This window comes from Brevundimonas sp., assembly GCF_046299595.1.
In the GTDB taxonomy this organism is placed as follows: Bacteria; Pseudomonadota; Alphaproteobacteria; order Caulobacterales; family Caulobacteraceae; genus Brevundimonas.
On the sequence record NZ_JBKBHQ010000001.1, the window covers coordinates 2,097,370 to 2,120,920 of the forward strand.

The window sequence follows — 23,551 nt, forward strand, 5'->3', positions numbered from 1 at the left end:
CCGGCCTGTCTTTCGCTCGGCCTGGCTTAAGCCCGGCTTGAAAAGGGATAGGGGCTGATCGACTTGGCGAAGTCGTCGACGATCAGGGTGCGCGTCAGAGGCGGGGCGGCGCGCTCACGGCACGGGTGGCGCTCGCACAGGCCGCAGGCCGGACCGATGGGAGTCACATCCGGGTTCTCCAGATCGAGGCCGCGCGCATGGATCAGGCGATGGGCGTGGCTCAGCTCGCAGCCGAGCCCGATGGCCAGGTCGTGCCGACCGGAACCGCCCCCCGCCGCACCGCCGGGACGCTGAACCGTGCGCGACAGCGTGAACCAGCGCCCGCCCTCCGGCGTCTCGATGATCTGGGTCAGGGTCTCACCCGGCTGGGCAAAGGCCCCGTGCAGGCGCCAGCGCGGGCACGAGCCGCCGAGGCGCGAAAAGGGAAAGCGGTCCGAGGCAAAGCGCTTGGAGACATTGCCCGCCCGATCCACCCGCATGAAAAAGAACGGCACCCCGCTGGCGCCCGCGCGCGACAGGGTGGTCAGGCGGTGCGCGACCTGCTCGAAGCTGGCCCCGAAGCGCGCCATCAGCCGGGCGATGTCATAGCCGCTGTCTTCGGCGAGGCGGTGGAAGGGGCCATAGGGCATGAGGATGGCGGCGGCCAGGGTATTGGTCAGCGACACCTTCAGCAGCCTGCGCGCGGAAAGATCGGGCGGCGAGGCCTGATCGGCCATGGCATCGAGGGCAGGGCCATGCTCGCCGAGGCCCAGCTGATAGGCGATGGCGAACAGGCGCGTGGCGGGCTCCAGCCCCTCCACCAGCAGCAGGCGGCGGCGGTGAAAGTCGAAGCGGCGCGTCCATTCGACCATCACCTCGGCCGGAAGGGTGCGAACGCCGAGGCCGTGGCGCTGTTGCAGGCGCTCGCGCATGAGGGCCTCGAGCCCCTCGGTTTCCAGCCGCACGCGATCGGCGCTCAGCTCGCCATGGATGGCCTCACCCCAAAGGTCGATCTGGGGGAAATGGTTGCGCCGCCCCTGCACATAGGCGCGCACCCATTCGGCCGCGGTCTCGATCATGGGCTCGGCAGTGGTCTCGCGCCGCTCGGAGGCGAGCTGGCCGCGCCGGCGCGCATCCAGCAGGGCCCGATAGAGCCGCCCTATGGCCTCGCTGGCGGCGGGCGCATCCTCGATCATGCCCAGTACTTCGTGGCGCGGCACGCGCAGGCCCTCGAACAGGGGGTCGGCGAACACCTCGCTCAGCTCCGCCTCCTGATTGCCGACCGGGCCGGAGCCGAAGGCGCGCAGGTCGATGTCATAGACCTCGGCCAGTTTCAGCAGCAGCTGGGCGGTGACGGGGCGCTGGTTGCGCTCGATGTGGTTGAGATAGCTGGGCGAGACGCCAAGCTCCTTCGCCATGGCGGTCTGGGTGCGGTCCAACTCGCGACGCAGACGCCTGAGCCGCCCGCCGAGGTAGAGCTTTCGATCGGTCGTCTCGGCCATAGATGTCACATTGACATGATTTGACAGGCTCGAGAAGTCAGATTGTGTCCAGATGACCTCGCGGCGGGCGTCCGCCCTGTCACGCCAAGGCCAGAAACGTGTTCTTCTCACAGCGAGCACACCGGGCCGCTGTCATGCAGGTCAGGTCCTGGTGAAGATGAGCGGGGATTGACACATCATGACTGACGCCTTTTCCGATCTTGTCCCGAGCGCGCCCGAAGGCCGCTATGACGGCATCGAGCGCCCCTACGGCCCGGATGAGGTGCGCCGCCTGCGCGGCTCGGTGCCGATCCGCCATACGCTGGCCGAGCGCGGAGCCAACCGCCTGTGGGCGCTGCTGCGCGAGGAGCCCTACATCAATGCGCTGGGCGCGGTGACGGGCAATCAGGCCATGCAGATGGTGCGCGCAGGGCTGAAGGCCATCTATCTGTCGGGCTGGCAGGTGGCGGCGGACGCCAATACGGCAGGCGCCATGTATCCCGATCAGTCGCTCTATCCGGCCAATGCGGCGCCCGAGCTGTGCCGCCGCATCAATCGCACCTTGCAGCGGGCCGACCAGATCGAGCACGCCGAGGGCAGGCTGAGCCGGGACTGGTTCGTGCCCATCGTGGCCGACGCCGAGGCCGGCTTCGGCGGCCCGCTCAACAGCTTCGAGATCATGAAGGCCTTCATCGAGGCCGGGGCGGCGGGCGTCCACTTCGAGGACCAGCTGGCCAGCGAGAAGAAGTGCGGCCACCTGGGCGGCAAGGTGCTGATCCCGACGGCGGCACACATCCGCAACCTGACCGCCGCGCGCCTGGCCGCGGATGTGATGGGCACGCCCACCCTGATCGTGGCGCGCACCGATGCGGAGTCCGCGCGCCTCATCACCTCGGACGTGGACGAGCGCGACCGGCCCTTCATCGAGGAAGGCAGCCGCACGCCCGAGGGCTTCTATCGCCTGAAAGAGGGCACGGGCCTCGATCACTGCATCGCGCGGGGTCTCGCCTATGCCCCCCATGCGGACCTGCTGTGGTGGGAGACATCGCACCCCGATCTCGACGAGGCACGCGCCTTTGCCGAGGCCATCCACAAGGTGCATCCGGGCAAGCTGCTGGCCTACAACTGCTCGCCGAGCTTCAACTGGGCGGCCAAGCTGGACGAGGCGACCATCGCGCGCTTCCAGCGTGAGCTGGGCGCCATGGGCTATCGCTTCCAGTTCGTGACCCTGGCGGGCTTTCACGCCCTCAATCACTCGATGTTCGAGCTGGCCTGCGGCTATCGCGAGCACGGCATGAAGGCCTATTCGGCCCTGCAACAGGCCGAGTTCGCCTCGGAGGCCGAAGGCTATACCGCCACCCGCCACCAGCGCGAGGTCGGCACGGGCTATTTCGATGCGGTCGCCACGGTGATCTCGGCGGGCCAGTCCTCGACCACGGCCCTGAAGGACTCGACCGAAGCGGCCCAGTTCGAGCCGCAGGCGGCCTAGGCGCCGCCCCGTCACACTGCAAACCCATGGACTAAGGAGCCAGGATCATGACCACGGAGCGTTACTGGGTCGTCGGGGGCGAATATGAATGCATCGGCTTTCACCGCCTGAAGGGCCTGCCCGAGCTGAGCGGACCCTATCTGACGCGCGACGAGGCCCGCGCGGCATGGCGCAGCCTGTCGGAGCGCACGCGCGCCTGTGCTACGGCCCGCTACAGCATCGCCGCCGAGCAGGTCCGCCTGCCCGGCTGACCCGTCCGACCGTGCCGCAGCCCGCGCCTAAGGAGGGCGTCCGAGCCATGCCCATCGCCGAACTCGATGCCATCCGTGCCGAAGTGCGCGCGCCTGCCGCGCCGCGCCAGAGCGAGGTGCTGACCCCCGAGGCGCTGGGCTTTCTGAGCGAGCTTCACCGCCGCTTCGAAGCGCGCCGCAAGGCCCTTCTGAAGGCGCGCCTGACCCGCCAGGCCCGCCATGATGCCGGTGAACTGCCCGACTTCCGCCCCGAGACGCGCGAAATCCGCGAAGGGGACTGGCGCGTCGCGCCCGCGCCGCACGACCTGCGGGATCGGCGCGTCGAGATCACTGGGCCGGTGGACCGCAAGATGGTCATCAACGCGCTCAACAGCGGCGCGCGCGTGTTCATGGCCGACTTCGAAGATGCCACCGCGCCCGCCTGGGCCAACCTGATCGAGGGTCAGGTCAATCTGAAGGATCTGTGGGCGGGCACGCTCAGCTTCGATGATCCGCGCACGGGCAAGGCCTATCGGCTGGGCCCCCAGCGTGCGGTGCTCAAGGTGCGTCCGCGCGGCTGGCATATGGACGAGGACCACCTGCGCGTGGGCGGCGAGGCCATGTCGGGCGCCCTGTTCGATCTGGGGCTCTATCTGTTTCACAATGCGCGCGCGGCGCTGGATCAGGGCAGCGGGCCCTATGCCTATCTGCCCAAGCTGGAGAGCTTCGAGGAGGCGGCGCTGTGGAATGACGTGCTGGCCCATGTCGAACAGCGCCTCGGCCTTGCGCGCGGTGCGGTGCGTGTCACGGTCCTGATCGAGACCCTGCCCGCAGCCTTTCAGATGGAAGAGATCCTGCATGCGCTGAGAGAGCGGATCGTGGGGCTCAACTGCGGGCGCTGGGACTATATCTTTTCGACCATAAAGTGCCTGTCCGCCGACGCGCGCTTCATCACGCCCGACCGTGCGCGCATGGTGATGGGCGAGGCATTCCTGCGGGCCTATTCGCTGCGCCTGATCGAGACCTGCCACCGGCGCGGCGCGCACGCCATGGGGGGAATGGCGGCACAGATTCCCGTGCGCGGCGACGAGGCGGCCAATGCGGCGGCGCTTGCCAAGGTCCGGGCCGACAAGATGAGGGAGGCGCGCGACGGCCATGACGGCACCTGGGTGGCTCACCCCGATCTCGTGCCGGTGGCCATGGCGGTGTTCGACGAGATCATGCCCGAGCCCAACCAGTTCGCGCGCCGTCACGACCTGTCAGAGCTGGATCAGGCGGCCCTCCTGAGCCTGCACGAGGGCACGCGCACCGAGGCGGGGCTGAGGGGCAACATCCGCGTGGCCATCCTCTATATCGCCGCCTGGCTGTCGGGGCGCGGCGCGGTCCCGATCGACAATCTGATGGAGGATGCGGCCACGGCGGAAATCTGCCGCGCCCAGCTGTGGCAGTGGCGCGTTCACGGCGCGAAGCTGGAGGATGGGCGCGTGATCGATGCAGCGCTGATCATGGACCTGATCGAACAGGAGACAGCGCAACTTGCCGATCGGCCTGCGCATCTGGATGCGGCGGTGCGCCTGTTCAGCGATCTGGTCATGGCCGAGCGGCTGGAGCCGTTCCTGACCGGCCCGGCCTACAGGCTGCTGAGCGCCGTCTAGGCGGCGACGCTGGTGCTCTGGCTGGCCTTGGTCTCGGCCATTTCGGCGATGGTCGAGAGCAGCAGCTCGGCGTTGATCGGCTTGGACAGGTGCCGGTCCGCGCCAGCGGAGGCCGCTGCGGCGACGTGCTCGGGCATGGCGTTGGCGGTCAGCATGACGACGGGCGTGCGCGACAGGCCGTGCGTCGCCTCGTGCAGCCTGATCTCGCGCGTGGCGGTCAGGCCGTCCATGACGGGCATCTGCATATCCATCAGCACACAGTCGAAGGGCTCTTCGCGGAAGCGCTCGAAGGCCTCGGCGCCGTTCTCGGTCATGACCAGTTCGATATCGGCGGCCTGAAGGAACAGCTCGATGACCTTGCGGTTGGTGGGATGGTCGTCGGCCAGCAGCACGCGGCGGGTGCGCGAAGCGGCAGCCTGTGCAGCCACGTCTGGCGCGCAGTCGCGAAAGAGGCTTTCGTCGGGATCGTCAGCGCTCTCGCTGGCCGCAGGGCCCGGTATGGCGACCTCGGCACGCGGCATGGGCAGGGTGAGGATGAAGATGGCCCCGCCCCCAGGCTCGCTCTCGGCATCAAGCTCGCCATCCATCATCTCGGCGAGCTGGCGACAGATGGACAGGCCCAGTCCGGTGCCGCCGAAGCGGCGCGTGATCGAGCCGTCAGCCTGCTCGAAGCGGCCGAACAGGCGCTCCTTGACCTGTTCGCTGAAGCCAACGCCCGTGTCCTCGATGGTGAAGCGCACAAGCGGCTGGCCATTGCGCTCGCCCGCGGCTTGCGCCGTCAGGCTGACGAAGCCGGTCTCGGTGAACTTTACGGCATTGGAGACCAGATTGGTCAGGATCTGTTTCAGGCGCGTGGGATCGCCCTCGACATGTTCGGGCAGGCCATCGCCCACATCGATGAAGAACTGCAGGCCCTTCAGCGTGGCCGAGGCCTGATAGAGCTGTCCGGCCTCGTGGATCACGGCCTTGAGGTCGAAGGTCTCGGGGCGAATCTCGAGGCGGCCCGATTCGATGCGCGCCAGATCGAGAATGTCGCTGAGCAGGTGTTGCAGCGTCAGGCCGGACGACTGGATCAGCTTGATCATGTCGCGCTGCTCGGCGCTCAGGTCGGTGGCGGCCAGGGCCTGCGCCACACCGATGACGCCATTGAGCGGCGTTCTGATCTCGTGGCTCATGTTGGCGAGGAAGTCGCTCTTGGCCTGGTTGGCGGCCTCGGCGGCATCGCGGGCCTGGGCTAGCAGCTCGGCATCGCGCTTAAGGTCGGTGATGTCGTTGACCACCGTGACCACGCCACCATCGGCGGTGCGACGGTCCTGCACGCGCACCCAGCGTCCGTCCTTCATGCGCTGCTCGATGTTGGACGACAGGGCCTCGCGCGCCTTGAGACGCTCCTCCAGCCACTGCTGTTCGCGCCCGATGGCCTCGATGTACTGGCCTTCCTGAAGGCCCGCATCGACGATCTCGCGGAAGGTGCGGCCCTGACGCAGCACGCTGACGATCTCGGGATTGATCTCGGTGTAGCGGGCGTTCCACAGCACGATGCGATCAAGGGAGTCATAGAAGGCCAGACCGTCGGGCATGGCGTCGATGGCCTCGCGCAGGCGGTCCAGCGCCGAGGTGCGCGACCAGCGCTCCATCACCGTGACCATGGCCCCCGCCAGGGCGATCAGGAAAGAAAGAACGGCCACGCTGAAGGCAATGCGGTTGCTCGACAGCAGCATGCCCTCGGGCACGATGCTGCCGGGGCCGGGCTCGAAATGCGTCGAGAGCATGCCGGTCATGTGCAGGGAGACGACACCAAGCGCGAGAATGGCAGCGGTGGTCAAGGCGGTCATCCACCTGTCGTTGCGCCGCGAATAGACGAGGCCGGCCCCCATCAGGGCGCAGCCCAGCACGATCGACAGCACCACAAGGGCGGGCTCGAAGCTGATCTGGCCCGCACCGCGCACGCCCATCATGCCCAGATAGTGCATGACGCCCACGACGATCCCCGCGAGCACACCGGCCTGGGCGGCGCGCAGGCGCTTTTCGCTGGAGACAAGCAGCAGGAAGGCTCCGCCCATTCCAAGTACTGCAATGACCAGCGAGCCGATGGTCTCGGTCATGGCATAGGCGATGGGCCTGCCCGGATCGTGGGAGAGCATGGCGATGAAGTGGGTGGCCCAGATACCTGATCCCGCCACCGCTCCGGCCAGCATCACCCAGAAATTGCGGAATGCGCCCAGCGCCGAGCGGGCGCGCATCAGCAACCGCAGCGCCGTAGCCAGTCCCAGCAGACAGACCAGGGCGGCCACGACGAGCAGGCCCGCGTCATGGCTTGAGGCGACGTGATGGACGTGATGATGCAAGGACAGGCTCCCGAATATCGCCGATACCCTAATGGCCAAGTCGTGAAGAAACGGTGCCCTTTGGCAGGGCGTGGGGCACCGGGTGCGCTGCGGCGTGCGGACTGATCCGGGGGCGGAACACTCTATCTTCTGTCATGATCCGTCTTTAGGCTTTCCGCGCGTCGCCATGAGCGACGTGAGCACACCCCTCAGCCATGCCCCTCGATCAGACACCATCGCCTGTGATGCCCGCGGCGAACCGCATCCGCATCAACCCCGGCTGGATCGGCGGGGGGGCGGGCGTCGTCGCGCTGGTATTGCTGGCGGTGGTCCACGATCATCTCAGCGGCCCGGCTATGACAGCGGCCCTGATCGTGGCGCTGATCACCCTTGGCGCCAACCTGCGCAGCGCCAGCCGCAGCCCCGTGGTGGACGACAGCACGGCCCAGCCTGCCGCTCATGCGTCCGGTGCAGAGAGCCATCCCGGCGTGATCGAGGCGCTGGATGCGCTTAGTGATCCACTGGTCATCATCGAGGGCAGCGAGCCGGACGACCTGGCCGGGCGGCGGATCAGTTTTGCCAATGCGGCGGCGCGCAAGCTGTTCCGCATGAGCCGCTCGGGCGGGCTTCTGGTCACGGCGGTGCGCGATCCGGCCATTCTGGAAGCTGTGGACGAGGCGCTGTTCGGCGGCATGGCCCAGACCACCGATTACGAATCCGGCGGCGCACAGGAGCGGGTGTGGCGCGCACACACCCTGCCGCTGGAGGTGACCGGCGGCGCGCGGCGCGTGGTGCTTCACCTGCGTGACGAGACGGACGTGCGGCGCATGGAGCATATGCGCGTGGATTTCCTGGCCAATGCCAGCCACGAACTGAAGACCCCGCTGGCATCGCTGACCGGCTTCATCGAGACGCTGAAGGGCCATGCGCGCGAAGACCCGGTGGCGCGGGACCGGTTCCTCGACATCATGGCCGCCCAGGCCGAGCGCATGAGCCGACTGGTCGCGGACCTCCTGTCACTCAGCCGCATCGAGCTGAACGAGCACATCACGCCTTCTGGGCGCGTGGACGTGGGTCTCGTCGCCGTGGATGTCATAGACGCCCTTGGCCCGCTGGCCCGCGAGAAGGGTGTCGAGATACGCCTCAGCGTGCCCGACGATACCCGCGCCCTGATCACCGGCGACCGCGACGAGATCGTGCAGGTGGTCCAGAACCTGATCGACAACGCCGTCAAATATTCCAACGAGGGGCAGGGGGTCGATGTCAGCGTGGAGGCGGGCCTTGCCCTCGAGGCTGCCCAGGCCGCAAGCCTGCCGGGCGCATCGCGCCTGTCGCTGCTGACACCGGACCGCGAGGACGATGCGCTCTACATCCGCCTGTGCGTGCGCGACCACGGCCGGGGCATGGAGCGCGAGCACCTGCCGCGCCTGACCGAGCGATTCTATCGTGCCCCGGGACAGAAAAGCGGCGAGCATCCGGGCACCGGCCTCGGCCTCGCCATCGTCAAGCACATCGTCAATCGCCACCGGGGCGGCATGACGGTCGAGAGCCAGCTCGGAACGGGTTCTCAGTTCTGCGTCTATTTTCAGCAGCTTGAGCCCAGGCCTGCGGCAAACGTGACAGAGTTTGAACAGGCGGACGCGCGTCGTAACAGAACTGTCATCAAAGCTTCGTAATCCGCTGACCAATCGCAGGCAGGTTCCGCGCCACAAGGCCGGGCTCCTCCGGCCGGCTTCGCGCGTGCGCCACAGGACGACCCCTCGCATCGGGTCGGGCAAGCGGGCGGGGGGTTGCCTGCCGGTTATTGATGATCTTTATCGCCGCTCTGGTTCTTGTCGTGTTTTCCCTCGCCACATTCCTGTGGGCGAGGGCCGCTGCGCGCCGCAGAGCGCGCGATACGCGGCTGCATTCGCGCCCGGTCTATCATGGCCTCTACGGTCTGATCTGGACGGCGGTGCCCGCCCTGCTGCTGCTGATGGCGGTGGCCAGTTTCGACGGGCGCGTAACCCAGTCCGTGCTCGTGTCGGCCGCATCCGACACGGTGATGAGCATGGAGGCGCCGCGCCGCGAGGCCTTCTTCAACGACGCGCGCCGCGTGGCCGAGGGCTCGCGCCCCAACATCGAGTGGAGCGGTGCGCTCGAGACCGAGTTCGATGAGACCGCCGCGCGCGCGTCCCGCGTCAGCGGCACGCTTCGCTGGGGTGCCATCTTTGCCGCCTTCGCCCTCGCCCTGATCGGTGGCACGCTCGCGGTGCGGCGCTTCTCGCCCGAGCGGCGGGTCAGGAACCGGGTAGAGGGCTGGGCCACGGGCGTGCTGTTCCTGTCGTCGGCGGTTGCGGTGCTGACGACCGTGGGCATCGTCGCCTCCCTGGTGCTGGAGAGCATCCGCTTCTTCCAGGCCGTGCCCATCGGCGAGTTCCTGCTCGGCACCCAGTGGAGCCCCCAGATCGCCATCCGCATGGATCAGGTCGGCTCGACCGGCGCCTTCGGGGCCGCGCCCCTGTTCGTGGGCACCTTCCTGATCATGATGATCGCCATGCTGGTCGCCGGGCCGATCGGCCTGTTCTCGGCCATCTATCTGTCGGAATACGCGGGCGGAAAGACCCGCGCGATCATCAAGCCCTTGCTGGAGGTGCTCGCCGGGGTGCCCACCGTGGTCTATGGCTTCTTCGCTGCCCTGACGGTGGGCCCTGCGTTCCGCGAGTTCTTCAACTGGATCGGCGCCCAGCTCGTCGGCGGGCCACTGGACGGCATCGGCCAGTATCTGCTGCTGGTCCAGAACCAGATGGCCCTGGTCGCAGGAGCGGTGATGGGCATCATGCTCATCCCCTTTGTCAGCTCGCTGTCCGACGACATCATCAATGCCGTGCCCCAGAGCCTGCGTGACGGCTCCTATGCCCTGGGGGCCACCCAGTCCGAGACGGTGACCAGGGTGCTGCTGCCTGCGGCCCTGCCGGGCATCGCCGGGGCGTTCCTGCTGGCGATCAGCCGCGCCATCGGCGAGACCATGATCGTGACCATGGCGGCGGGCCTTGCGGCCAACATGACGCTGAACCCGCTCGATACCGTGACCACCGTGACCGTCCAGATCGTCACCCTGCTGACGGGCGATCAGGAGTTCAACAGCCCCAAGACTCTGGCCGCCTTCGGTCTCGGGCTGACGCTGTTCGTGGTGACGCTGATCCTGAACATCGTCGCCCAGCGCATCGTGCTTGCCTATCGGGAACAGTATGACTGACGCCGCCCCCGCACCCGGACCGGCCGAGCACGCCCTGACGCAGCAAGGGGCCGATGCGCGCGCGCAAAAGCGCCTGCGCCGCCGCTATCGTGCCGAGAAGCGCTTTCGGCTGTATGGCCTGCTGGCCATCACCGTGGCCGTGGCTTTCCTGGCCCTGCTGCTGGGGCGCATCATCGAGCAGGGCCACACGGCCTTCTATACCCACTCGATCTCGCTGCCGGTCTATGTGGACCCCGAGCGCGTCGATGCGGCCAATCCGGCCCTGGCCAACTATGATCTGATGATCGCCGAGCAGGCGCTGGCGCGTGCAGGGATCGTGGATGACGAGTACCGCAGCCGGGCGAGTGCCTATCGCGCCCTGTTCTCGACCTCCATGGGCTTCGAGCTGCTGGACCGGGTGCGCGCGGACCCCTCGCTGATCGGTCAGACGATCACCATGACAGCGCCCGTCGGGGCCAATGCCGATCTCTATCTGAAGGGCAAGATCAGCCGCGACACGCCGCCCGAGGAGCGCAGCCTCACCGATCAGCAGATCGACTGGGTCGAGGCCGCGCGGCAGGAAGGCGCGATCCGAGGCCATTTCAACAGTGCCTTCTTCACCCGCTCGGACTCCACCCAGCCCGAGCTGGCCGGGGTGCTGGGCGCGGTGGTGGGCTCGGCGCTGATGTTGCTGGTCACCGCCTGCCTCGCCATTCCCATGGGCGTGTTCGCGGCCGTCTATCTGGAAGAGTTCGCTCCGCGCAACCGCATCACCGACCTGATCGAGGTGAACATCAACAACCTGGCCGCCGTGCCCTCGATCGTCTACGGCCTGCTGGGCGTGGCGGTGTTCATCAACTGGATGGCCCTGCCGCGCTCCTCGCCTCTGGTGGGCGGGCTGGTGCTGGCGCTGATGGCCCTGCCCACGGTGATCATCGCCACACGATCGGCGCTGAAGGCCGTGCCGCCCTCGATCCGCGAAGCCGCACTGGCCATGGGTGCCTCCCGCACCCAGGCGGTGTTCCACCATGTGCTGCCGCTGGCCATGCCCGGCGTGATGACCGGAGCCATCATCGCCATGGCTCATGCCCTGGGCGAGACCGCGCCCCTGCTGCTCATCGGCATGGTCAGCTTCGTGCCGGGCATTCCCGAGGCGGTTACGGCACCATCCAGCGCCCTGCCGGTGCTGGTCTTCATCTGGGAGAACGCCTCCGAGCGCGCCTTCCACGAGCGCACCGCCGCAGCCATTCTGGTACTGCTCGGTTTCATGATTGTGATGAACGCGGCCGCCATCGTTCTGCGCCGCCATTTCGAACGCAGGTGGTAAGGCCGATGCGCTTTCCGATCTTCCGCAGCCCCGACGGCACCGAAGCCGGCTCAGGCACCGACCTCCAGTCGCGCCCGACCGAGCCGCCCGCCGATGTCACACGCCCGATCAAGGTCTCGGCGCGCGACGTCAACGTCTACTATGGCGACAAGCAGGCCCTGTTCGATGTGTCGCTGGACGTGCCCGACAAGACGGTGACGGCGCTGATCGGACCGTCGGGCTGTGGCAAGTCCACCTTCCTGCGCTGCATCAACCGGATGAACGACACCATCCCCGGCGCCCAGGTGTCGGGCACGATCAATCTGGACGGACAGGACCTGAACCACCGCAGCGTCGATCCGGTGCTGCTGCGCCAGCGCGTCGGCATGGTGTTCCAGCGCCCCAACCCGTTCCCCAAGTCCATCTACGAGAACGTCGCCTATGGCCTGCGCATACATGGTCTCGCCGAGAGCAAGGCCGAACAGGATGCCATCGTCGAGCAGTCGCTGCGCCGCGCGGGGCTCTGGGACGAGGTGGCCGACCGTCTGCATAATCCCGGCACGGGCCTGTCCGGCGGTCAGCAGCAGCGGCTGGTGATCGCGCGGGCCATCGCCATCAGCCCCGAGGTGATCCTGATGGACGAGCCGTGCTCGGCGCTCGATCCCATCGCTACGGCCCGGATCGAAGAGCTTATCGACGAGCTGCGCGAGCAGTACTGCATCATCATCGTGACGCACTCCATGGCCCAGGCGGCTCGCGTGTCGCAGCGCACGGCCTTCTTCCACCTCGGCAGGCTGGTCGAGACCGGCGACACCGAGGAAATCTTCACCAATCCGCGAGACCCGCGCACCCTCGACTACATCACCGGCCGCTTCGGCTGAGGACCACCTCCCCATGAACCAGCACACCGTCAGAGCCTATGGAGACGAGCTGAACCAGCTCACCGCCGAGGTCGCCCGCATGGGCGGTCTGGCCGAGGCCCAGGTGGCCGATGCCGTGGAATCGGTGGCGCGGCGCGACGTTGCCCAGGCCCAGGCCGTGATCGAGCGCGACGCCAAGCTCGACGCCATGCAGCGCGAGATCGAGCGCAAGGCCATCCGCCTGATCGCCCTGCGCCAGCCCGTGGCCAGCGACCTTCGTCGCACGCTCTCGGCCCTGAAGATCTCGTCCGACCTGGAGCGCACCGGCGATCTGGCCCGCAACATCGCCAAGCGCGGACTCAGCCTCGCCGAGGTCGATCCCATGACACCCCTGACCCGCTCCATCGAGCGCATGGGCAAGCTGGTGGGCCATCGCCTCAAAGACGTGCTGGACGCCTACACCGCCGCCGAACTGGACCGCGCCATGTCGGTGTGGATGTCCGACGACGAGGTGGACGAGCATTACAACGCCCTGTTCCGCGAGCTTCTGACCTACATGATGGGTGATCCGCGCACCATCGGCGCGTGCGCGCACCTGCTGTTCATGGCCAAGAACCTGGAGCGCATCGGCGATCACGCCACCAATATCGCCGAGATCGTCCACTACGAGATCACGGGCGACGACATGCCCGGCGAGCGGCCCAAGTGGACCGCCGTGAGCCCGCAGGACATCGGCCAGCCCGACCCGCCCGCCCCCGACAAACCCTGACCCAGCCCGGCCAGACCCAAGGAGCCTGCGCGTGACGCCCTATATTCTGGTGATCGAGGATGAGGACGCCCTGGCGACCCTGTTGCAGTACAATCTGCAAAAGGAGGGCTATGAGGTCGTGATCTCGTCCGATGGCGAGGACGGACTGATGCAGGTGGACGAGCGCCTGCCCGATCTGGTGGTGCTGGACTGGATGCTGCCCAAGGTCTCGGGCATCGAGGTCTGCCGGCGCCTGCGCTCGCGAGCCGAGACGCGCAACCTGCCCATCATCATGCTGACCGCGCGCGGCGAGGAAAGCGACCGCGTGCGCGGGCTCGACACGGGCGCGGACGACTATCTGACCAAGCCGTTCTCCATGACCGAGCTGGTGGCGCGCATCCGGGCCGTGCTGCGGCGCATCCGTCCAGGCCTCGCCGAGGACCGGGTCGCGCACGGCGACATCGTGATCGACCGGGTGGCGCACCGGGTGAAGCGCGGCGGGCGCGAGGTGCATCTGGGGCCGACCGAGTTCCGCCTGCTCGACTACCTGATGCAGCATCCGGGCCGGGTGTTCTCGCGCGAGCAGCTTCTGGACGCGGTGTGGGGCTCGGATGTCTATGTCGAGGCGCGCACGGTGGATGTGCACGTCGGGCGCCTGCGCAAGGCGCTGAACACAGGGGCCGAGCGCGATCCGATCCGCACCGTGCGCTCGGCGGGCTATTCGCTCGATCTCGAGGACTGAAAGCGCAGGCGGGCGCGCAACCTTTGCCGCTTTCGCGCGTCTAGCCAGTTCAGGGCGCATGAGCCATCGTGCGCGCGCAATCCTCGTTGCCAGACGCGCGCCGGAACGCCCGCTGGCCGGTTGAACGGATCGGGAGACAGGCATGACCACCCATACCCCCCTTCGCAGCATGAACCGAAGCGTGCTCCAACACTGGCGCAAGGGCGCGCTCGCCGTCTCGCTCGCCTCGGTGCTGGCGCTGGGCGCGTGCGCCTACAACGAGACGCTGGGGCGTGACCAGCTCCTGCTGGTAGACGAGAGCGCGCTGATCCAGGCCTCGCAGCAGGCCTGGGCCGAGACGCTGCGCACCCAGCGCGTCTCGACCAATGCCGCGCTCAACAACCGTGTGCGCACCGTGGGAGAGCGCATCGTGCGCGGTGCCAACCTGACCGACCGCTCGTGGGACTATGCGGTGTTCGAGAACACCTCGCCCAACGCCTTCGTTCTGCCGTCGGGGCACATCGGCGTGACCACGGGCCTTCTCAACCTGGTGCAGAACGATGACCAGCTCGCCGCGGTGATCGGCCACGAGGTCGGCCACGTCGTCGCGCGCCACGCTGCCGAGCGCTATTCCCAGACCGCCCTCACCCAGACGGGCCTCAGCGTGGTGCAGGGGGCCGCCGGTGACTATGGCCGCGCGGCTGCGGCCTTTGGCGGGCTGGGTGCCCAGCTTGGCGTGCTGCTGCCCTTCTCGCGCCGTCACGAGCTGGAGGCCGACCGCCTCGGCGTCGACTACATGGCCGCTGCCGGATATCGCCCGCGCGAGGCGCTGTCGCTTTGGCGGCTGATGGCCCAGCAGCGCCAGGGCTCCACGCCCGAGTTCGCCTCGACCCACCCGTCCGACCAGACGCGCATCGCCGAGCTCGAAGCCTACATCACCCAGCGCGGCTGGTAGCGCAAAGGGTGCTTGATCGCGGCGCGCCGGGCGGCTAGAGACCACGGCTCGCACGCGATGAAGAGATGTGCCGCCCTAGCTCAGTTGGTTAGAGCGCCAGATTGTGGCTCTGGAGGTCTCCCGTTCGATCCGGGAGGGCGGTACCATCGCGATGCGCTCGCCTCCCTCTGTTTCGCAGATATTCCGGCTCACCCGTGCAGCATACCCTTGCAGTGCTTGGCATGAGCGGGTTTGCACGCTCGCGCCCCACGGACGGGTCGCCGTGCGGCGCGTGAGGACGGATACCAGGCCCGGCCACGAAAAAGGGGTCCGGGAGGCGGTGCCTGGCCCGAACCCCATCAGAGATGTGCTCTTTTCAAGGTCCGCACAGTCAACCGTGGGGCGAGACGTTTGTTCCCACACCGCCAGGGCAGGCGGGCAGGAGATTTCGCGCGCTCGCTAACGCTCGTTTAGAAACGGGTGCGGTGGCGTCCCAGTATTTTCAATGACTTGAGCGCTGCACGGCGTCCGACTTTTGGATTAACAACCGGCCTGTGTCGGAAAGCATCGGTTCCGGCCGTTTTCCATCGCAGCCCAAAGTCGGACACGAAAAAGGGGCACCGCGCGGGTGCCCCTCTGTGTGATCGTCGGCCCGGCCGGGATCAGGCCCAGGTCGAAATGTTCGCCACGGTCACATCGCCGGTGGCGGGCACGGCGGTGACGCGCAGATAGCGCAGGGCCGCGTTGTTGGCCACCTCGGCCAGGATCAGGTCGCCCACCTGAAGATACTCGCGCGCGCCGTTGAAATAGCCTGCGGCGACCACGGTGGCCGCGTTGTCGGCGCCGCTGTCATAGTGCCAGTGCGACTGGTTGCGCGCGCGGCCCGTGACGGCAATCGGGTTCGCGGCCTTGGAAAGCTTGTCGAGATTAAGGGCCATGTCGGCGTCTCCATGTGAGAGGACCGCCAGGGCGGCGATCATGGGCAGAGCCTATCGCCGCACACCCTCATGCAAGGCAGGGGGGCAGCCGTCCCGCCCGCTCGTGCCAGCCTAGGCCAGCCGTTCCCACCTTTGCAGGGCTTCATCACGGGTCAGGGTGAAGCCCGACGATTGCGCGATCTTCTGCGAGGCCACGTTGCCCGCCTTGATGTGCGCGATTACCGTCCCTTCGGGCATGGCGGCGCTGACCATTTGCTTTCCGAAGCCGCGCCCGCGCGCATCGGGAGCCACAGTCCAGCTCATTTCCGTCTCGTGGCCCCGGTCGATGCGAACGGTTCCGACCGGCCTGCCGTCCACCTCAGCCACCAGCAAGGTACGGTTCGGGTTCTGAAGCGAGGCCGTCAGCCAGCCGACATGGGCTTCGAGCGGCACAGGGTCCATGTTCACCGACGCCTCGCGGGTCAACGGATCGTTCCGCCATTCCAGCAAGCGTTCTGCATCGTCGAGGGTCGCAGCGCGTAGTTTCATGGTCGTCTTCTCCCGGCGCGCACTATGAGAGCGCAGGGCGCAGTTGCCAAGGCCGCTGCCATCCTTCAAACCATGGCCGCTCTCCGGGAGGCCTGCGATGTTCAACCCCTTGAAGTTTTTGCTCTGCCTGGCAATGGGCCACCAGTGGACGCATTCACGCCGCTACCATGGCCGCAAGCGGTGCATGAGGTGCCGCCTCCTGCTGACGCGCTAGATCCCGGTATGACCGCCATGCCTGCTCAAAACGCGGTGGCCGGGTCGCCTCCGTAACTCCCGGCACCGGCCCCTGCACAGGCGAGCTTTCCGCTCTATGGTCGGCCGTGTTGCGCGGCCTTGACCGGGGGCTGGACCCACGAAGGATTGCAGGGGCTAAGGCTCGGGACAGCGCACCTCCATGCCGTTGGCGGCGGCCCATCGGCAGAGGCGCGCGACGGTGCGCCAGCCGCGCTCGCCCCACGCCTCCAGAGCAATCTCGTGCGCATCGAGGGCGGCCTCGCTATCCAGCGCAGCAGGATCGAGGCGGGGCTTCGGCTCGACGCGCAGGTCATCGGCAGGCGGGAATAGCGGCTGGATCGTCGCCCTGCTGGCGCAACCGCTCACAGGCAAGGCGCACGCGGCGATCAGAAGGAGGGCCGTCAGGCAGGGTGTCGAGCGCATCGCGCATCTTCCTCTCGTCGGCATGGGTTTTCAGAATGTCCGCCACGCGCTCCGTCGCGGCGCGGTCGCGGGCGATGGCGTCACGCTCCAGTGCTCGTGCATTGGCCTCGGCGAGGGCCTGGGCGGCCCGCTGGCGCTCCTGATGGCGCGCCCGCTGATCGACAGCGCACAAGGCGAGGATGGCCACCACAAGCCCGCACAGCGCGATTGCGGCCCATCCGCTCGGGGTCAGGGGGTTGGCGAGGCGCAGGATCATGCGCCCCTCAGCTCATAGTGGGGGCCGTCGATAAAGGCGCTCTGGCCCAGCGCCCGGCGTCGGGCGACATAGGCCGCCACGGCCCGCTCCAGTCCCTCGGGCGATCCGTCCAGATCACCGAACGGGCGATCCCACACGCCGCCCCACGTCAGGGCCACGTTCAGCTCGCGCGCGGCCTGGTGCATGGCGGCGGCAATGGGCCAGATCAGCGGCCATTCCCATCGCGGCTGCCCGTTCACCCACGGCACCAGATCGACGGCGTGGCCGTATCCGTCCGCCTGCACGCGGTGTTTGCTGTTCATGGTCTTGCTGGCCCCGCGCTGGACCAGGGCGCGCTGCTGGGCCTCGGTGCGCACGCCGTCCTGCACGGTGAAGTCCTGCGGCGTCAGGGCGATGGCCCGTTCCACCACGGCGATCAGGCGCGGATGCACGCCCGACAGCTTCGCGCGGCTGCCAGAGCCCAGCACGAAGCCGCTGGCCGGTCGCTCGGGCGACACCGGCGCGGACGGCGCGGGCGGCATGATCTTCTCGGCAAACGCGCGGTTCGTCACCGGCCCGGCATGGCCGTCCACGGTCACGCCCAGCCATGCTTGAGCGCGGCGCACAAAGGCCTCGTTTTCAGCGGCTCGGGTCAGCATCATCCGGCTCCGGGCAGAGTGGGGGGCACGCCGCTCTCGACGGCGCCGGTCAGAACGTGGGTCAGGAAGCGCGCCATCGCCGCCCCCAGCTCGCCACCGCCCGAGGTCAGCAGGCCGAACATGATGGGCAGCAGCCACCAGCCGACGCGCGGGAACCACGTGCGCAAAAACGCACAGAAGCGCAGCCACTTGCCCGCCACCTCGCCCGCTGTCTCAAGGTAAGGCTTGATGGCCTCCAGCCCGGTGCGGATGTTGGCCAGCTCTGCGGCGATGGCGGTCATGGCGGCGGCCTGCTCGCGCTGGCAGTCGTTGTCGGCACAGCGCGGCGTCTGCGGCGCGGGCGATGCGGCGGGCTGGGCGGCGGCGCGGCGTGCGGGCATCAGGTCAGGTCTCCATCAGCCCGGCAGTGCGCAGGCGTCCCAGCAAAGCGTTGAAGTCGGAAACGAGGCCCGCGACATCTGATGCGGTCGAGTTGGCCTGCGCCGTGGCGCGGCGCACCTGGGCGATTTGAGCCCAGCCCGTATTGCCGGTGCCGCTGTTCTTCTTCCACAGCGTCGTGTCGCCGGTGCCGTCGGTCTGTGCGTAGATCGAGCCGGGAGGCCCGGTTACGACGCCCTCGGGCGAACCGCTGCCGCTGGTCCAGATGACGCCGCCAGCACCGGGGCGAAACTCCCGGGCATAGGCCGCTCGCCAGCGCACGCTGGCCGATCCGAGGTCGCGCGTGTTGTCCGTGTCCGAGAACCAGCCGGTCGATCCGCCGCGCACGAAGGCGGTGCCGCCCACGGCAAAGCGGATCGCGTGTGTGCCGCTGCTCACACTGACCGGACAGTCCATGCGGACGGTGACATCAGTGGCCCTGTTGCGCAGGTCCAGCCCCGGATTGCTGTCACTGTCGATGAGGGGATGAAGCGTCGCCGCACAGCTGATCGTGAACGGGTTGGTGCTGTTCACCCGGCGGCGGAAGCCACGCACCCCGTCCTGCACTTGCAGGATGCCCGCCGTGCCGTTCAGGTTGGTGGCGAGGTCCGAGACCGCGCCGCCGCCCGTAAGCATGTGAATATAGAGCTGATGCTGGGCACCGAACTTGCCGCTCGTGCTCTCCCACGCCGTGACCGTGTTCTCCAGATAGCGGATCACATAGGTGTTCTGGGCCAGCGACGCCGCCCTGCTGGCATGGCCGACGCGGAAGGCCACGCCGGTGCCGCTGGCGTTCTCCACCGCGCCGATCTCCCAGCGGTTGCCGCTGCCCACCTGGTCGAGGACGTGCACGAGGAACTGGCCCATGCGCGGGAAGATGTAGGTGTTCGCGTTCGGCCCGCGGCTGGCGGTCAGGTCGCCGGTGCTGGTCGTGGTGACGTGGGCGAAAGACCCCGTGCGATTGAAGCCCTGGAAGCGGATCGTGAAGGTGTTGTAGTAGGGGCCGGTGCCGTGCTCCACATCGCCGATCGAGCGCAGGCCCACACAGTTGGTGCAGCCCGCCGCGCTCATGGTCACGCGGGCCTCGACGTTGGAATAGGAACAGGTCTCCTGAATGGCGTCCTGCCCGTCCGCCGTCAGGATGATCGACAGCCCGGAAATGCGCTGATTGACGGGATAAGCCGTGCCGACGCGATCAAAGCCGATGCAGGTGGTGCCCGCCGCGCCGGTATAGGTGATGTCGCCCAGGAACTCGAAGCGCTGGACGTGGTGGCGGAACTTCACTCCGCTGGCCAGCGTCATGTTCGTCTGCACCACGCCGGGGCGCGAGGTGGCCCCGCAATGGTCGATCATCTTCTGGAGCTGGGCACTCTGATCGCCCGTGGTGCCGATGTTCCACGCGCGGCTGTAGTGCCGCCCGGCGACGGGCAGCACATACAGCTTGACGCCGCCTGCCGTGGTCAGGTGCTCGTCCACGGCGACGGCGGGCGCGACCTTGTAGCAGAAGGCTTCTTCCCGGCACGTCAGGGTCGTGTCGGCAGGAAACAGGATGTCGCTGGCCAGCAGCGAGGAAAGGTTGGCAAAGGCGAAGTTGGCGCTGATGGCCTCCACCGCCAGGTCGCGCGCGGCCTCATAGGTCTGGGTGGCCTCGGCGGCCACCACCTGCACGGTGGAAAGGCTGGCGGCGGCCGCCGTGGCGCTGGCGTGGGCGGCGCTGGCGCTGTCGATGGCGGCTTCGACGCCCGCCGTGAACTCGGCTTCGGTATAGGCCGAGGCCATGAGGGCCGCGCCCGATAGCGCCGCGCCGAACAGGGCCATCCGCCCCGCGCGCTCCAGCATCCTCGGCAGCTCCATCCCCGGCTCGCCGGGCGGCGCGCTGACGGCCCGGTCCACGTCCCGCCGCAGCTCCTGCGCCTGGGCGGTGGCCTGGCGGGCATCGCCCTCAAGGATCGGGGTGCGGGTGGCACCGCCTGCCGCGTGCGCGCGCGGGCGGCGCTGGGGCAGGCGCGAGATGATGAAATAGCGGTCGCCCGCCTCGGCGGCGGCGGCCAGGCGCACGGTGAAGCTGTTGGCCGCCTCGTCGATGATGTCGAAGTCCTCGCCGCCCCACGTCAGGGTGACGGTCTCGTCGCCGCGCTCGCGCCGCACGGTGATGCCCGTGCGCGTGTCGTAGCCGTCCTCGCGCAGCAGCGGGAAGTCGGCGGGCAGGTCCGTCTCGCCGCCAGCGGCGATCAGCGGGCCGGTGATGCGATCATTGACGGGCAGGTTGTCCATGCAGCCACCATGCCGCGCGCCCCGGCGGTGCAAGGCAGGATCATGCGGGCCTCGGGTCGGGAGGGCGAAGCCCGACGAGGGCCCGCAAAAAGAAAAGGGCCTCGGGTCGGGAGGGCGAAGCCCGACGATGGCCCGCAAAAAGAAAAGGGCCTCGGGTCGGGAGGGCGAAGCCCGACGATGGCCCGCAAAAAGAAAAGGGCCTCGCGCTTAGTCCCGGCGCTCCAGCGCGTTGCCCGGATCGGGCAGGCGCTCGGGCAGGTTCGCCCCGTCCGGCCACCATTGCCCCTGGCCGCGCTCGTCGCGCAGGCGCCGGGCGCGGCGCTCGAACACGTCCTCGGCCTCGGGGTCCAGCGCCCGCTGAAGGTTGTCGGCAATGCCCCGGTTCCACGCCAGGCGCGCCCACACCAGCGTGTTGAGCGGGCTGTAGTTGCGCATGACCCGCGACAGGTCGCGGCCCGGCCGTGCGCGGGCAATGGCCTCGTCCAGATCGTCGCCATCGGCCATGTTGCCCACGGTCTCGACCACATTGCCGGCCGTCAGGTCATAAAGGTCCGCCGTCACCTGCCCCACGGGACCAAAGCCCACGATGCCCGCCGTGCGGCCGTTGCGGGCCTCGGCCGCATAGAAGAAATCGCCCAGGATGCCCAGGCCGCCGCCCTGCATCATCGCGGCGCCCCAGAAGCGCGGATCGTCCATGGGGCGCGGATCGTTGCCCTTCACCGTCTCGCGCAGCTGGATCGCCATGGCCCCCGCCAGCGTCAGCCACAGCATGGCCCCGCTCGCCCGCGCCGCCAGGGCGCCGGCAAAGGCGCGCTGGCCGCTGCCCGCGCTCTGGCCGCGCGCCATGGCCTGCAAGGCCATTTCCTCGGCATAGAGGTATCCGGTCGTGACCGAGAAGGATTTATACATGGCCAGCGAGCGGCGCGCCTCGCCCGCCACGCTGCCCGGCTGGTTGCTGCCCACCAGCTTGGATCGCGTCCACAAGGTCGCCTCGGGACTGACGAACCGGGTTTCCAGCTCGATGGCCTCGGCCAGTCGCATGGCAAGGTCGCGGTCCTGCACGTTGCGCGGCAGCAGGAACTGCGCCCCCGTGTCCGGCTCCCACACCTCGCTGGCGCGGATCGTGTCCCAGTCCTTTGCCGTGAAGCCCCGCGCCTCCATCCAGCGCGCCAGTGCCCGGTCGCTCTCGCCCCCGCGCTTCAGATCGGCAAGGGTGCGCCCGCGCACGTCATGCAGGCGGCCCATGAACTCGAAGCGGTGCGCCCGCTTCCGGGCGCTGACATAGCCCGTCATCCCCTGGGCGCGCAGGGTGAACACCGGCAGGCGGCGGAAGAACACATTGGCCCCCCGCTCGGCCTTGTCGCCCACGGTCATCAGGCGCAGGTTGTCGTGCGTCGCGCGCACGAAGCCGTCCGTGGCCTGCTCGATGATGAAACCGCTGCGCCGGGCCGTGGCGCGGGCCTTGGGGTCCGCCACCATCCTGATCATGGTGGTAAGGCTGCCGTTGCGGTCCAGCCCGGCAAACTCGCGGGCCATGCGGCCGAACACCAGTCCGCTCGGGATTTCCGACACGATGGCAGAGCCCAGCGCCACGGAGGTCAGGCCGCCGCGCACGGCCTGGCCCACCCCGGCCACGCCGGGCCGGTAGGGCATCGACGCCTCGCCGTTGTAGTGCTCCATCATGGTGCGCGCCGTCTGCACATAGCGCTGGGCGCGGGCGCTGGCGCCGGTCACGCCCGCCGCTTCCTCCAGCGCCGCCTCGCGCAGGGCAAAGCGGCTCATCCACTCGAAGGCGTGGGCGGGGTTCGGCCCCCACACCTCCATCAGGGCGATGTCGCGGGCCATGCCGTCCAGGTGCGCCATCATGGCCTCGAACGGATCCCCGGTGCCGAACGCCTCCTGCATCTTCAGCCAGGTGTCGGCGTCTCTCCAGATCAGGAACCGCTCGTCGGCGCGGCTGTTGGCCAGTGCGCCCTTGCCAAGGTGCTCGCCTGCCTCGCGGCGCGAGGCCCCGTTGGTGGCGATGCTTTCCCAGACATCGCCCAGCACGGCGCGCAGGCGCATCTCGGTAAAGGGCAGGCCGGTGGCCCGGTCGATCATGGCGTCGCGGTTCAGGCCCGGCAGGGCCTGTTCCACCCACGCCTCGCGGCCGAAGTTTCGCACCCGCGCGCTGTCCCAGCTCGTCGGCATTCCCCAGCCGTCCAGCTTGCCGATATGGCCGCCCGCCCCGTTGTAGAGCCTGCGCGCGTGCTCGGCCGTGTCGCCCCAGGCCTTGGCCATGGCCTTGGCCACCGCGTCGCCCGTGTCCTCGCCGAACGCCTCGCGCACGATGTTCCGGGCCTGGGCGCGGCCCGGCATATTCAGGCCGAACTGCGTTTCAAACCGCTCGATCAGGTCGGCCATCATGGCGTCGAACTCGCCGCGAATGGCGCGATAGCGGCCCTCGGCACTGGCACCGGGCGCGCCGGACAGGCCGGGCTTGTTCTCCATCTTCAGCTCCAGCGCCCGTGCCGCCCACGCGCCGCCGCGTCCCGGTCCGTCGCCGGGCGGGCGTCCGCCCTGGTGCCAGCCGTCCTTGGGGGGCTTGCCGTCGCCGCCGCCCAGCGCCCGCACGTCCTGATAGCCGCGCTGCGTCTTCAGGCCCGCGATGTCCTCCAGCATCTGGCGGCGGGTCCGCATGGCCAGCAGGCGCTGGCGCTTGCGCTCCAGCGCCTCGCGTTCCAGCCGCTCCATGGCGATCTGGCCTGCGCGGCGGTCGCCCTCGACCGGGCCGAAGGTGCGCGACATCTGCTCGATGGCATCGTCATAGGCCTCGCGGGCCTTGGCCGCGCCCTCGGCGACGATCTCGCCGCGCTCCAGCGCCTCGTCGATACAGCGGCGAAAACTCATCAGGCGC

At 68.5% G+C, this 23,551-nt stretch carries 20 protein-coding genes and 1 tRNA gene; 11 read left to right on the forward strand and 10 right to left on the reverse strand.

The genetic code is table 11. The annotated features are described in order from the left end of the window. Nucleotides 1-26: 26 nt before the first annotated feature. The gene (locus tag ACK4E3_RS10365; protein ID WP_409700174.1) at nucleotides 27-1,481 is read right to left on the reverse strand and encodes a short-chain fatty acyl-CoA regulator family protein; all 1,455 of its coding nucleotides are present in this window, start codon (nucleotides 1,479-1,481) and stop codon (nucleotides 27-29) included. A gap of 178 nt (nucleotides 1,482-1,659) precedes the next feature. On the opposite strand from ACK4E3_RS10365, the gene aceA reads away from it, so the two are divergent. Genes aceA through aceB form a run of 3 tightly spaced genes read left to right on the forward strand, consistent with a single transcriptional unit; the run spans nucleotide 1,660 to nucleotide 4,834 of the window. Beyond that, nucleotides 1,660-2,949 carry an isocitrate lyase gene (gene aceA, locus ACK4E3_RS10370; protein WP_409700177.1) on the forward strand — a complete coding sequence of 430 codons (1,290 nt, stop codon included), beginning with the start codon at nucleotides 1,660-1,662 and terminating at the stop codon, nucleotides 2,947-2,949. Between the two features lie 47 nt (nucleotides 2,950-2,996). After that, entirely contained in the window at nucleotides 2,997-3,200 is a 204-nt protein-coding gene (locus ACK4E3_RS10375; protein WP_409700179.1) for a hypothetical protein, read from the forward strand. Between the two features lie 47 nt (nucleotides 3,201-3,247). Beyond that, nucleotides 3,248-4,834, forward strand: coding sequence for a malate synthase A (gene aceB, locus ACK4E3_RS10380; protein WP_409700182.1), 1,587 nt, complete (start codon nucleotides 3,248-3,250; stop codon nucleotides 4,832-4,834). Here aceB and ACK4E3_RS10385 read toward each other — a convergent pair. Next, on the reverse strand, nucleotides 4,831-7,182 hold the full coding sequence (locus tag ACK4E3_RS10385; protein ID WP_409700184.1) for an ATP-binding protein: 2,352 nt from the start codon (nucleotides 7,180-7,182) through the stop codon (nucleotides 4,831-4,833). The two genes, aceB and ACK4E3_RS10385, sit on opposite strands and share 4 nt — an antisense overlap. Before the next feature lie 224 nt (nucleotides 7,183-7,406). Between ACK4E3_RS10385 and ACK4E3_RS10390 the strand changes: the two genes are divergently transcribed. The 8 genes from ACK4E3_RS10390 (at nucleotide 7,407) to ACK4E3_RS10425 (ending at nucleotide 15,114) form a co-directional block, all read left to right on the forward strand. Beyond that, nucleotides 7,407-8,837, forward strand: a complete 1,431-nt coding sequence (locus tag ACK4E3_RS10390) for a sensor histidine kinase (RefSeq protein WP_409700187.1) — start codon at nucleotides 7,407-7,409, stop codon at nucleotides 8,835-8,837. A gap of 131 nt (nucleotides 8,838-8,968) precedes the next feature. After that, nucleotides 8,969-10,399, forward strand: a complete 1,431-nt coding sequence (pstC, locus tag ACK4E3_RS10395) for a phosphate ABC transporter permease subunit PstC (protein WP_409700190.1) — start codon at nucleotides 8,969-8,971, stop codon at nucleotides 10,397-10,399. Continuing rightward, nucleotides 10,392-11,705, forward strand: coding sequence for a phosphate ABC transporter permease PstA (gene pstA / locus ACK4E3_RS10400; RefSeq protein WP_409700193.1), 1,314 nt, complete (start codon nucleotides 10,392-10,394; stop codon nucleotides 11,703-11,705). The genes pstC and pstA overlap by 8 nt, the downstream gene beginning before the upstream one ends. A gap of 5 nt (nucleotides 11,706-11,710) precedes the next feature. Beyond that, the gene (gene pstB / locus ACK4E3_RS10405; protein WP_409700196.1) at nucleotides 11,711-12,565 is read left to right on the forward strand and encodes a phosphate ABC transporter ATP-binding protein PstB; all 855 of its coding nucleotides are present in this window, start codon (nucleotides 11,711-11,713) and stop codon (nucleotides 12,563-12,565) included. Nucleotides 12,566-12,578: 13 nt separating this feature from the next. Next, complete coding sequence (gene phoU / locus ACK4E3_RS10410; RefSeq protein WP_409700199.1) at nucleotides 12,579-13,313, forward strand: phosphate signaling complex protein PhoU; 735 nt, start codon at nucleotides 12,579-12,581, stop codon at nucleotides 13,311-13,313. 31 nt (nucleotides 13,314-13,344) lie between these two features. Next, entirely contained in the window at nucleotides 13,345-14,034 is a 690-nt protein-coding gene (gene phoB, locus ACK4E3_RS10415; RefSeq protein WP_409700202.1) for a phosphate regulon transcriptional regulator PhoB, read from the forward strand. Nucleotides 14,035-14,203: 169 nt separating this feature from the next. After that, the gene (locus tag ACK4E3_RS10420; protein ID WP_409701244.1) at nucleotides 14,204-14,968 is read left to right on the forward strand and encodes a M48 family metallopeptidase; all 765 of its coding nucleotides are present in this window, start codon (nucleotides 14,204-14,206) and stop codon (nucleotides 14,966-14,968) included. A 69-nt stretch (nucleotides 14,969-15,037) separates the two neighbouring features. Continuing rightward, nucleotides 15,038-15,114, forward strand: a tRNA-His gene (locus ACK4E3_RS10425). Between the two features lie 495 nt (nucleotides 15,115-15,609). Here ACK4E3_RS10425 and ACK4E3_RS10430 read toward each other — a convergent pair. From ACK4E3_RS10430 to ACK4E3_RS10465, 8 genes are all read right to left on the reverse strand, one after another. Beyond that, on the reverse strand, nucleotides 15,610-15,885 hold the full coding sequence (locus tag ACK4E3_RS10430) for a hypothetical protein (RefSeq protein WP_409700205.1): 276 nt from the start codon (nucleotides 15,883-15,885) through the stop codon (nucleotides 15,610-15,612). Between the two features lie 111 nt (nucleotides 15,886-15,996). Continuing rightward, a complete protein-coding gene (locus tag ACK4E3_RS10435) occupies nucleotides 15,997-16,413 on the reverse strand; it encodes a GNAT family N-acetyltransferase (protein ID WP_409700208.1) in 417 nt (138 codons plus the stop codon). Between the two features lie 369 nt (nucleotides 16,414-16,782). Further along, nucleotides 16,783-17,013: a hypothetical protein gene (locus ACK4E3_RS10440; protein WP_409700210.1), complete on the reverse strand. Its 231-nt coding sequence runs from the start codon at nucleotides 17,011-17,013 to the stop codon at nucleotides 16,783-16,785. Further along, the gene (locus ACK4E3_RS10445; RefSeq protein WP_409700213.1) at nucleotides 16,958-17,326 is read right to left on the reverse strand and encodes a hypothetical protein; all 369 of its coding nucleotides are present in this window, start codon (nucleotides 17,324-17,326) and stop codon (nucleotides 16,958-16,960) included. Before ACK4E3_RS10445 ends, ACK4E3_RS10440 begins: the two co-directional genes overlap by 56 nt. Next, nucleotides 17,323-17,964 carry a M15 family metallopeptidase gene (locus ACK4E3_RS10450; protein WP_409700216.1) on the reverse strand — a complete coding sequence of 214 codons (642 nt, stop codon included), beginning with the start codon at nucleotides 17,962-17,964 and terminating at the stop codon, nucleotides 17,323-17,325. Before ACK4E3_RS10450 ends, ACK4E3_RS10445 begins: the two co-directional genes overlap by 4 nt. Continuing rightward, the gene (locus tag ACK4E3_RS10455; protein ID WP_409700219.1) at nucleotides 17,964-18,344 is read right to left on the reverse strand and encodes a hypothetical protein; all 381 of its coding nucleotides are present in this window, start codon (nucleotides 18,342-18,344) and stop codon (nucleotides 17,964-17,966) included. The genes ACK4E3_RS10450 and ACK4E3_RS10455 overlap by 1 nt, the downstream gene beginning before the upstream one ends. 4 nt (nucleotides 18,345-18,348) lie before the next feature. Next, nucleotides 18,349-20,655 carry a hypothetical protein gene (locus tag ACK4E3_RS10460; RefSeq protein ID WP_409700222.1) on the reverse strand — a complete coding sequence of 769 codons (2,307 nt, stop codon included), beginning with the start codon at nucleotides 20,653-20,655 and terminating at the stop codon, nucleotides 18,349-18,351. 207 nt (nucleotides 20,656-20,862) lie between these two features. After that, complete coding sequence (locus ACK4E3_RS10465) at nucleotides 20,863-23,544, reverse strand: hypothetical protein (protein ID WP_409700225.1); 2,682 nt, start codon at nucleotides 23,542-23,544, stop codon at nucleotides 20,863-20,865. Nucleotides 23,545-23,551: the final 7 nt, after the last annotated feature.

What these genes read in the sequence shown, in the direction of transcription:
- ACK4E3_RS10365 (WP_409700174.1), bottom strand. Translation starts at nt 1,481, where the DNA reads ATGGCCGAGACGACCGATCGAAAGCTCTACCTCGGCGGGCGGCTCAGG.
- aceA (WP_409700177.1), top strand. Translation starts at nt 1,660, where the DNA reads ATGACTGACGCCTTTTCCGATCTTGTCCCGAGCGCGCCCGAAGGCCGC.
- ACK4E3_RS10375 (WP_409700179.1), top strand. Translation starts at nt 2,997, where the DNA reads ATGACCACGGAGCGTTACTGGGTCGTCGGGGGCGAATATGAATGCATC.
- aceB (WP_409700182.1), top strand. Translation starts at nt 3,248, where the DNA reads ATGCCCATCGCCGAACTCGATGCCATCCGTGCCGAAGTGCGCGCGCCT.
- ACK4E3_RS10390 (WP_409700187.1), top strand. Translation starts at nt 7,407, where the DNA reads ATGCCCGCGGCGAACCGCATCCGCATCAACCCCGGCTGGATCGGCGGG.
- pstC (WP_409700190.1), top strand. Translation starts at nt 8,969, where the DNA reads ATGATCTTTATCGCCGCTCTGGTTCTTGTCGTGTTTTCCCTCGCCACA.
- pstA (WP_409700193.1), top strand. Translation starts at nt 10,392, where the DNA reads ATGACTGACGCCGCCCCCGCACCCGGACCGGCCGAGCACGCCCTGACG.
- pstB (WP_409700196.1), top strand. Translation starts at nt 11,711, where the DNA reads ATGCGCTTTCCGATCTTCCGCAGCCCCGACGGCACCGAAGCCGGCTCA.
- phoU (WP_409700199.1), top strand. Translation starts at nt 12,579, where the DNA reads ATGAACCAGCACACCGTCAGAGCCTATGGAGACGAGCTGAACCAGCTC.
- ACK4E3_RS10420 (WP_409701244.1), top strand. Translation starts at nt 14,204, where the DNA reads ATGAACCGAAGCGTGCTCCAACACTGGCGCAAGGGCGCGCTCGCCGTC.
- ACK4E3_RS10430 (WP_409700205.1), bottom strand. Translation starts at nt 15,885, where the DNA reads ATGGCCCTTAATCTCGACAAGCTTTCCAAGGCCGCGAACCCGATTGCC.
- ACK4E3_RS10435 (WP_409700208.1), bottom strand. Translation starts at nt 16,413, where the DNA reads ATGAAACTACGCGCTGCGACCCTCGACGATGCAGAACGCTTGCTGGAA.
- ACK4E3_RS10445 (WP_409700213.1), bottom strand. Translation starts at nt 17,326, where the DNA reads ATGATCCTGCGCCTCGCCAACCCCCTGACCCCGAGCGGATGGGCCGCA.
- ACK4E3_RS10450 (WP_409700216.1), bottom strand. Translation starts at nt 17,964, where the DNA reads ATGCTGACCCGAGCCGCTGAAAACGAGGCCTTTGTGCGCCGCGCTCAA.
- ACK4E3_RS10455 (WP_409700219.1), bottom strand. Translation starts at nt 18,344, where the DNA reads ATGCCCGCACGCCGCGCCGCCGCCCAGCCCGCCGCATCGCCCGCGCCG.
- ACK4E3_RS10460 (WP_409700222.1), bottom strand. Translation starts at nt 20,655, where the DNA reads ATGGACAACCTGCCCGTCAATGATCGCATCACCGGCCCGCTGATCGCC.
- ACK4E3_RS10465 (WP_409700225.1), bottom strand. Translation starts at nt 23,544, where the DNA reads ATGAGTTTTCGCCGCTGTATCGACGAGGCGCTGGAGCGCGGCGAGATC.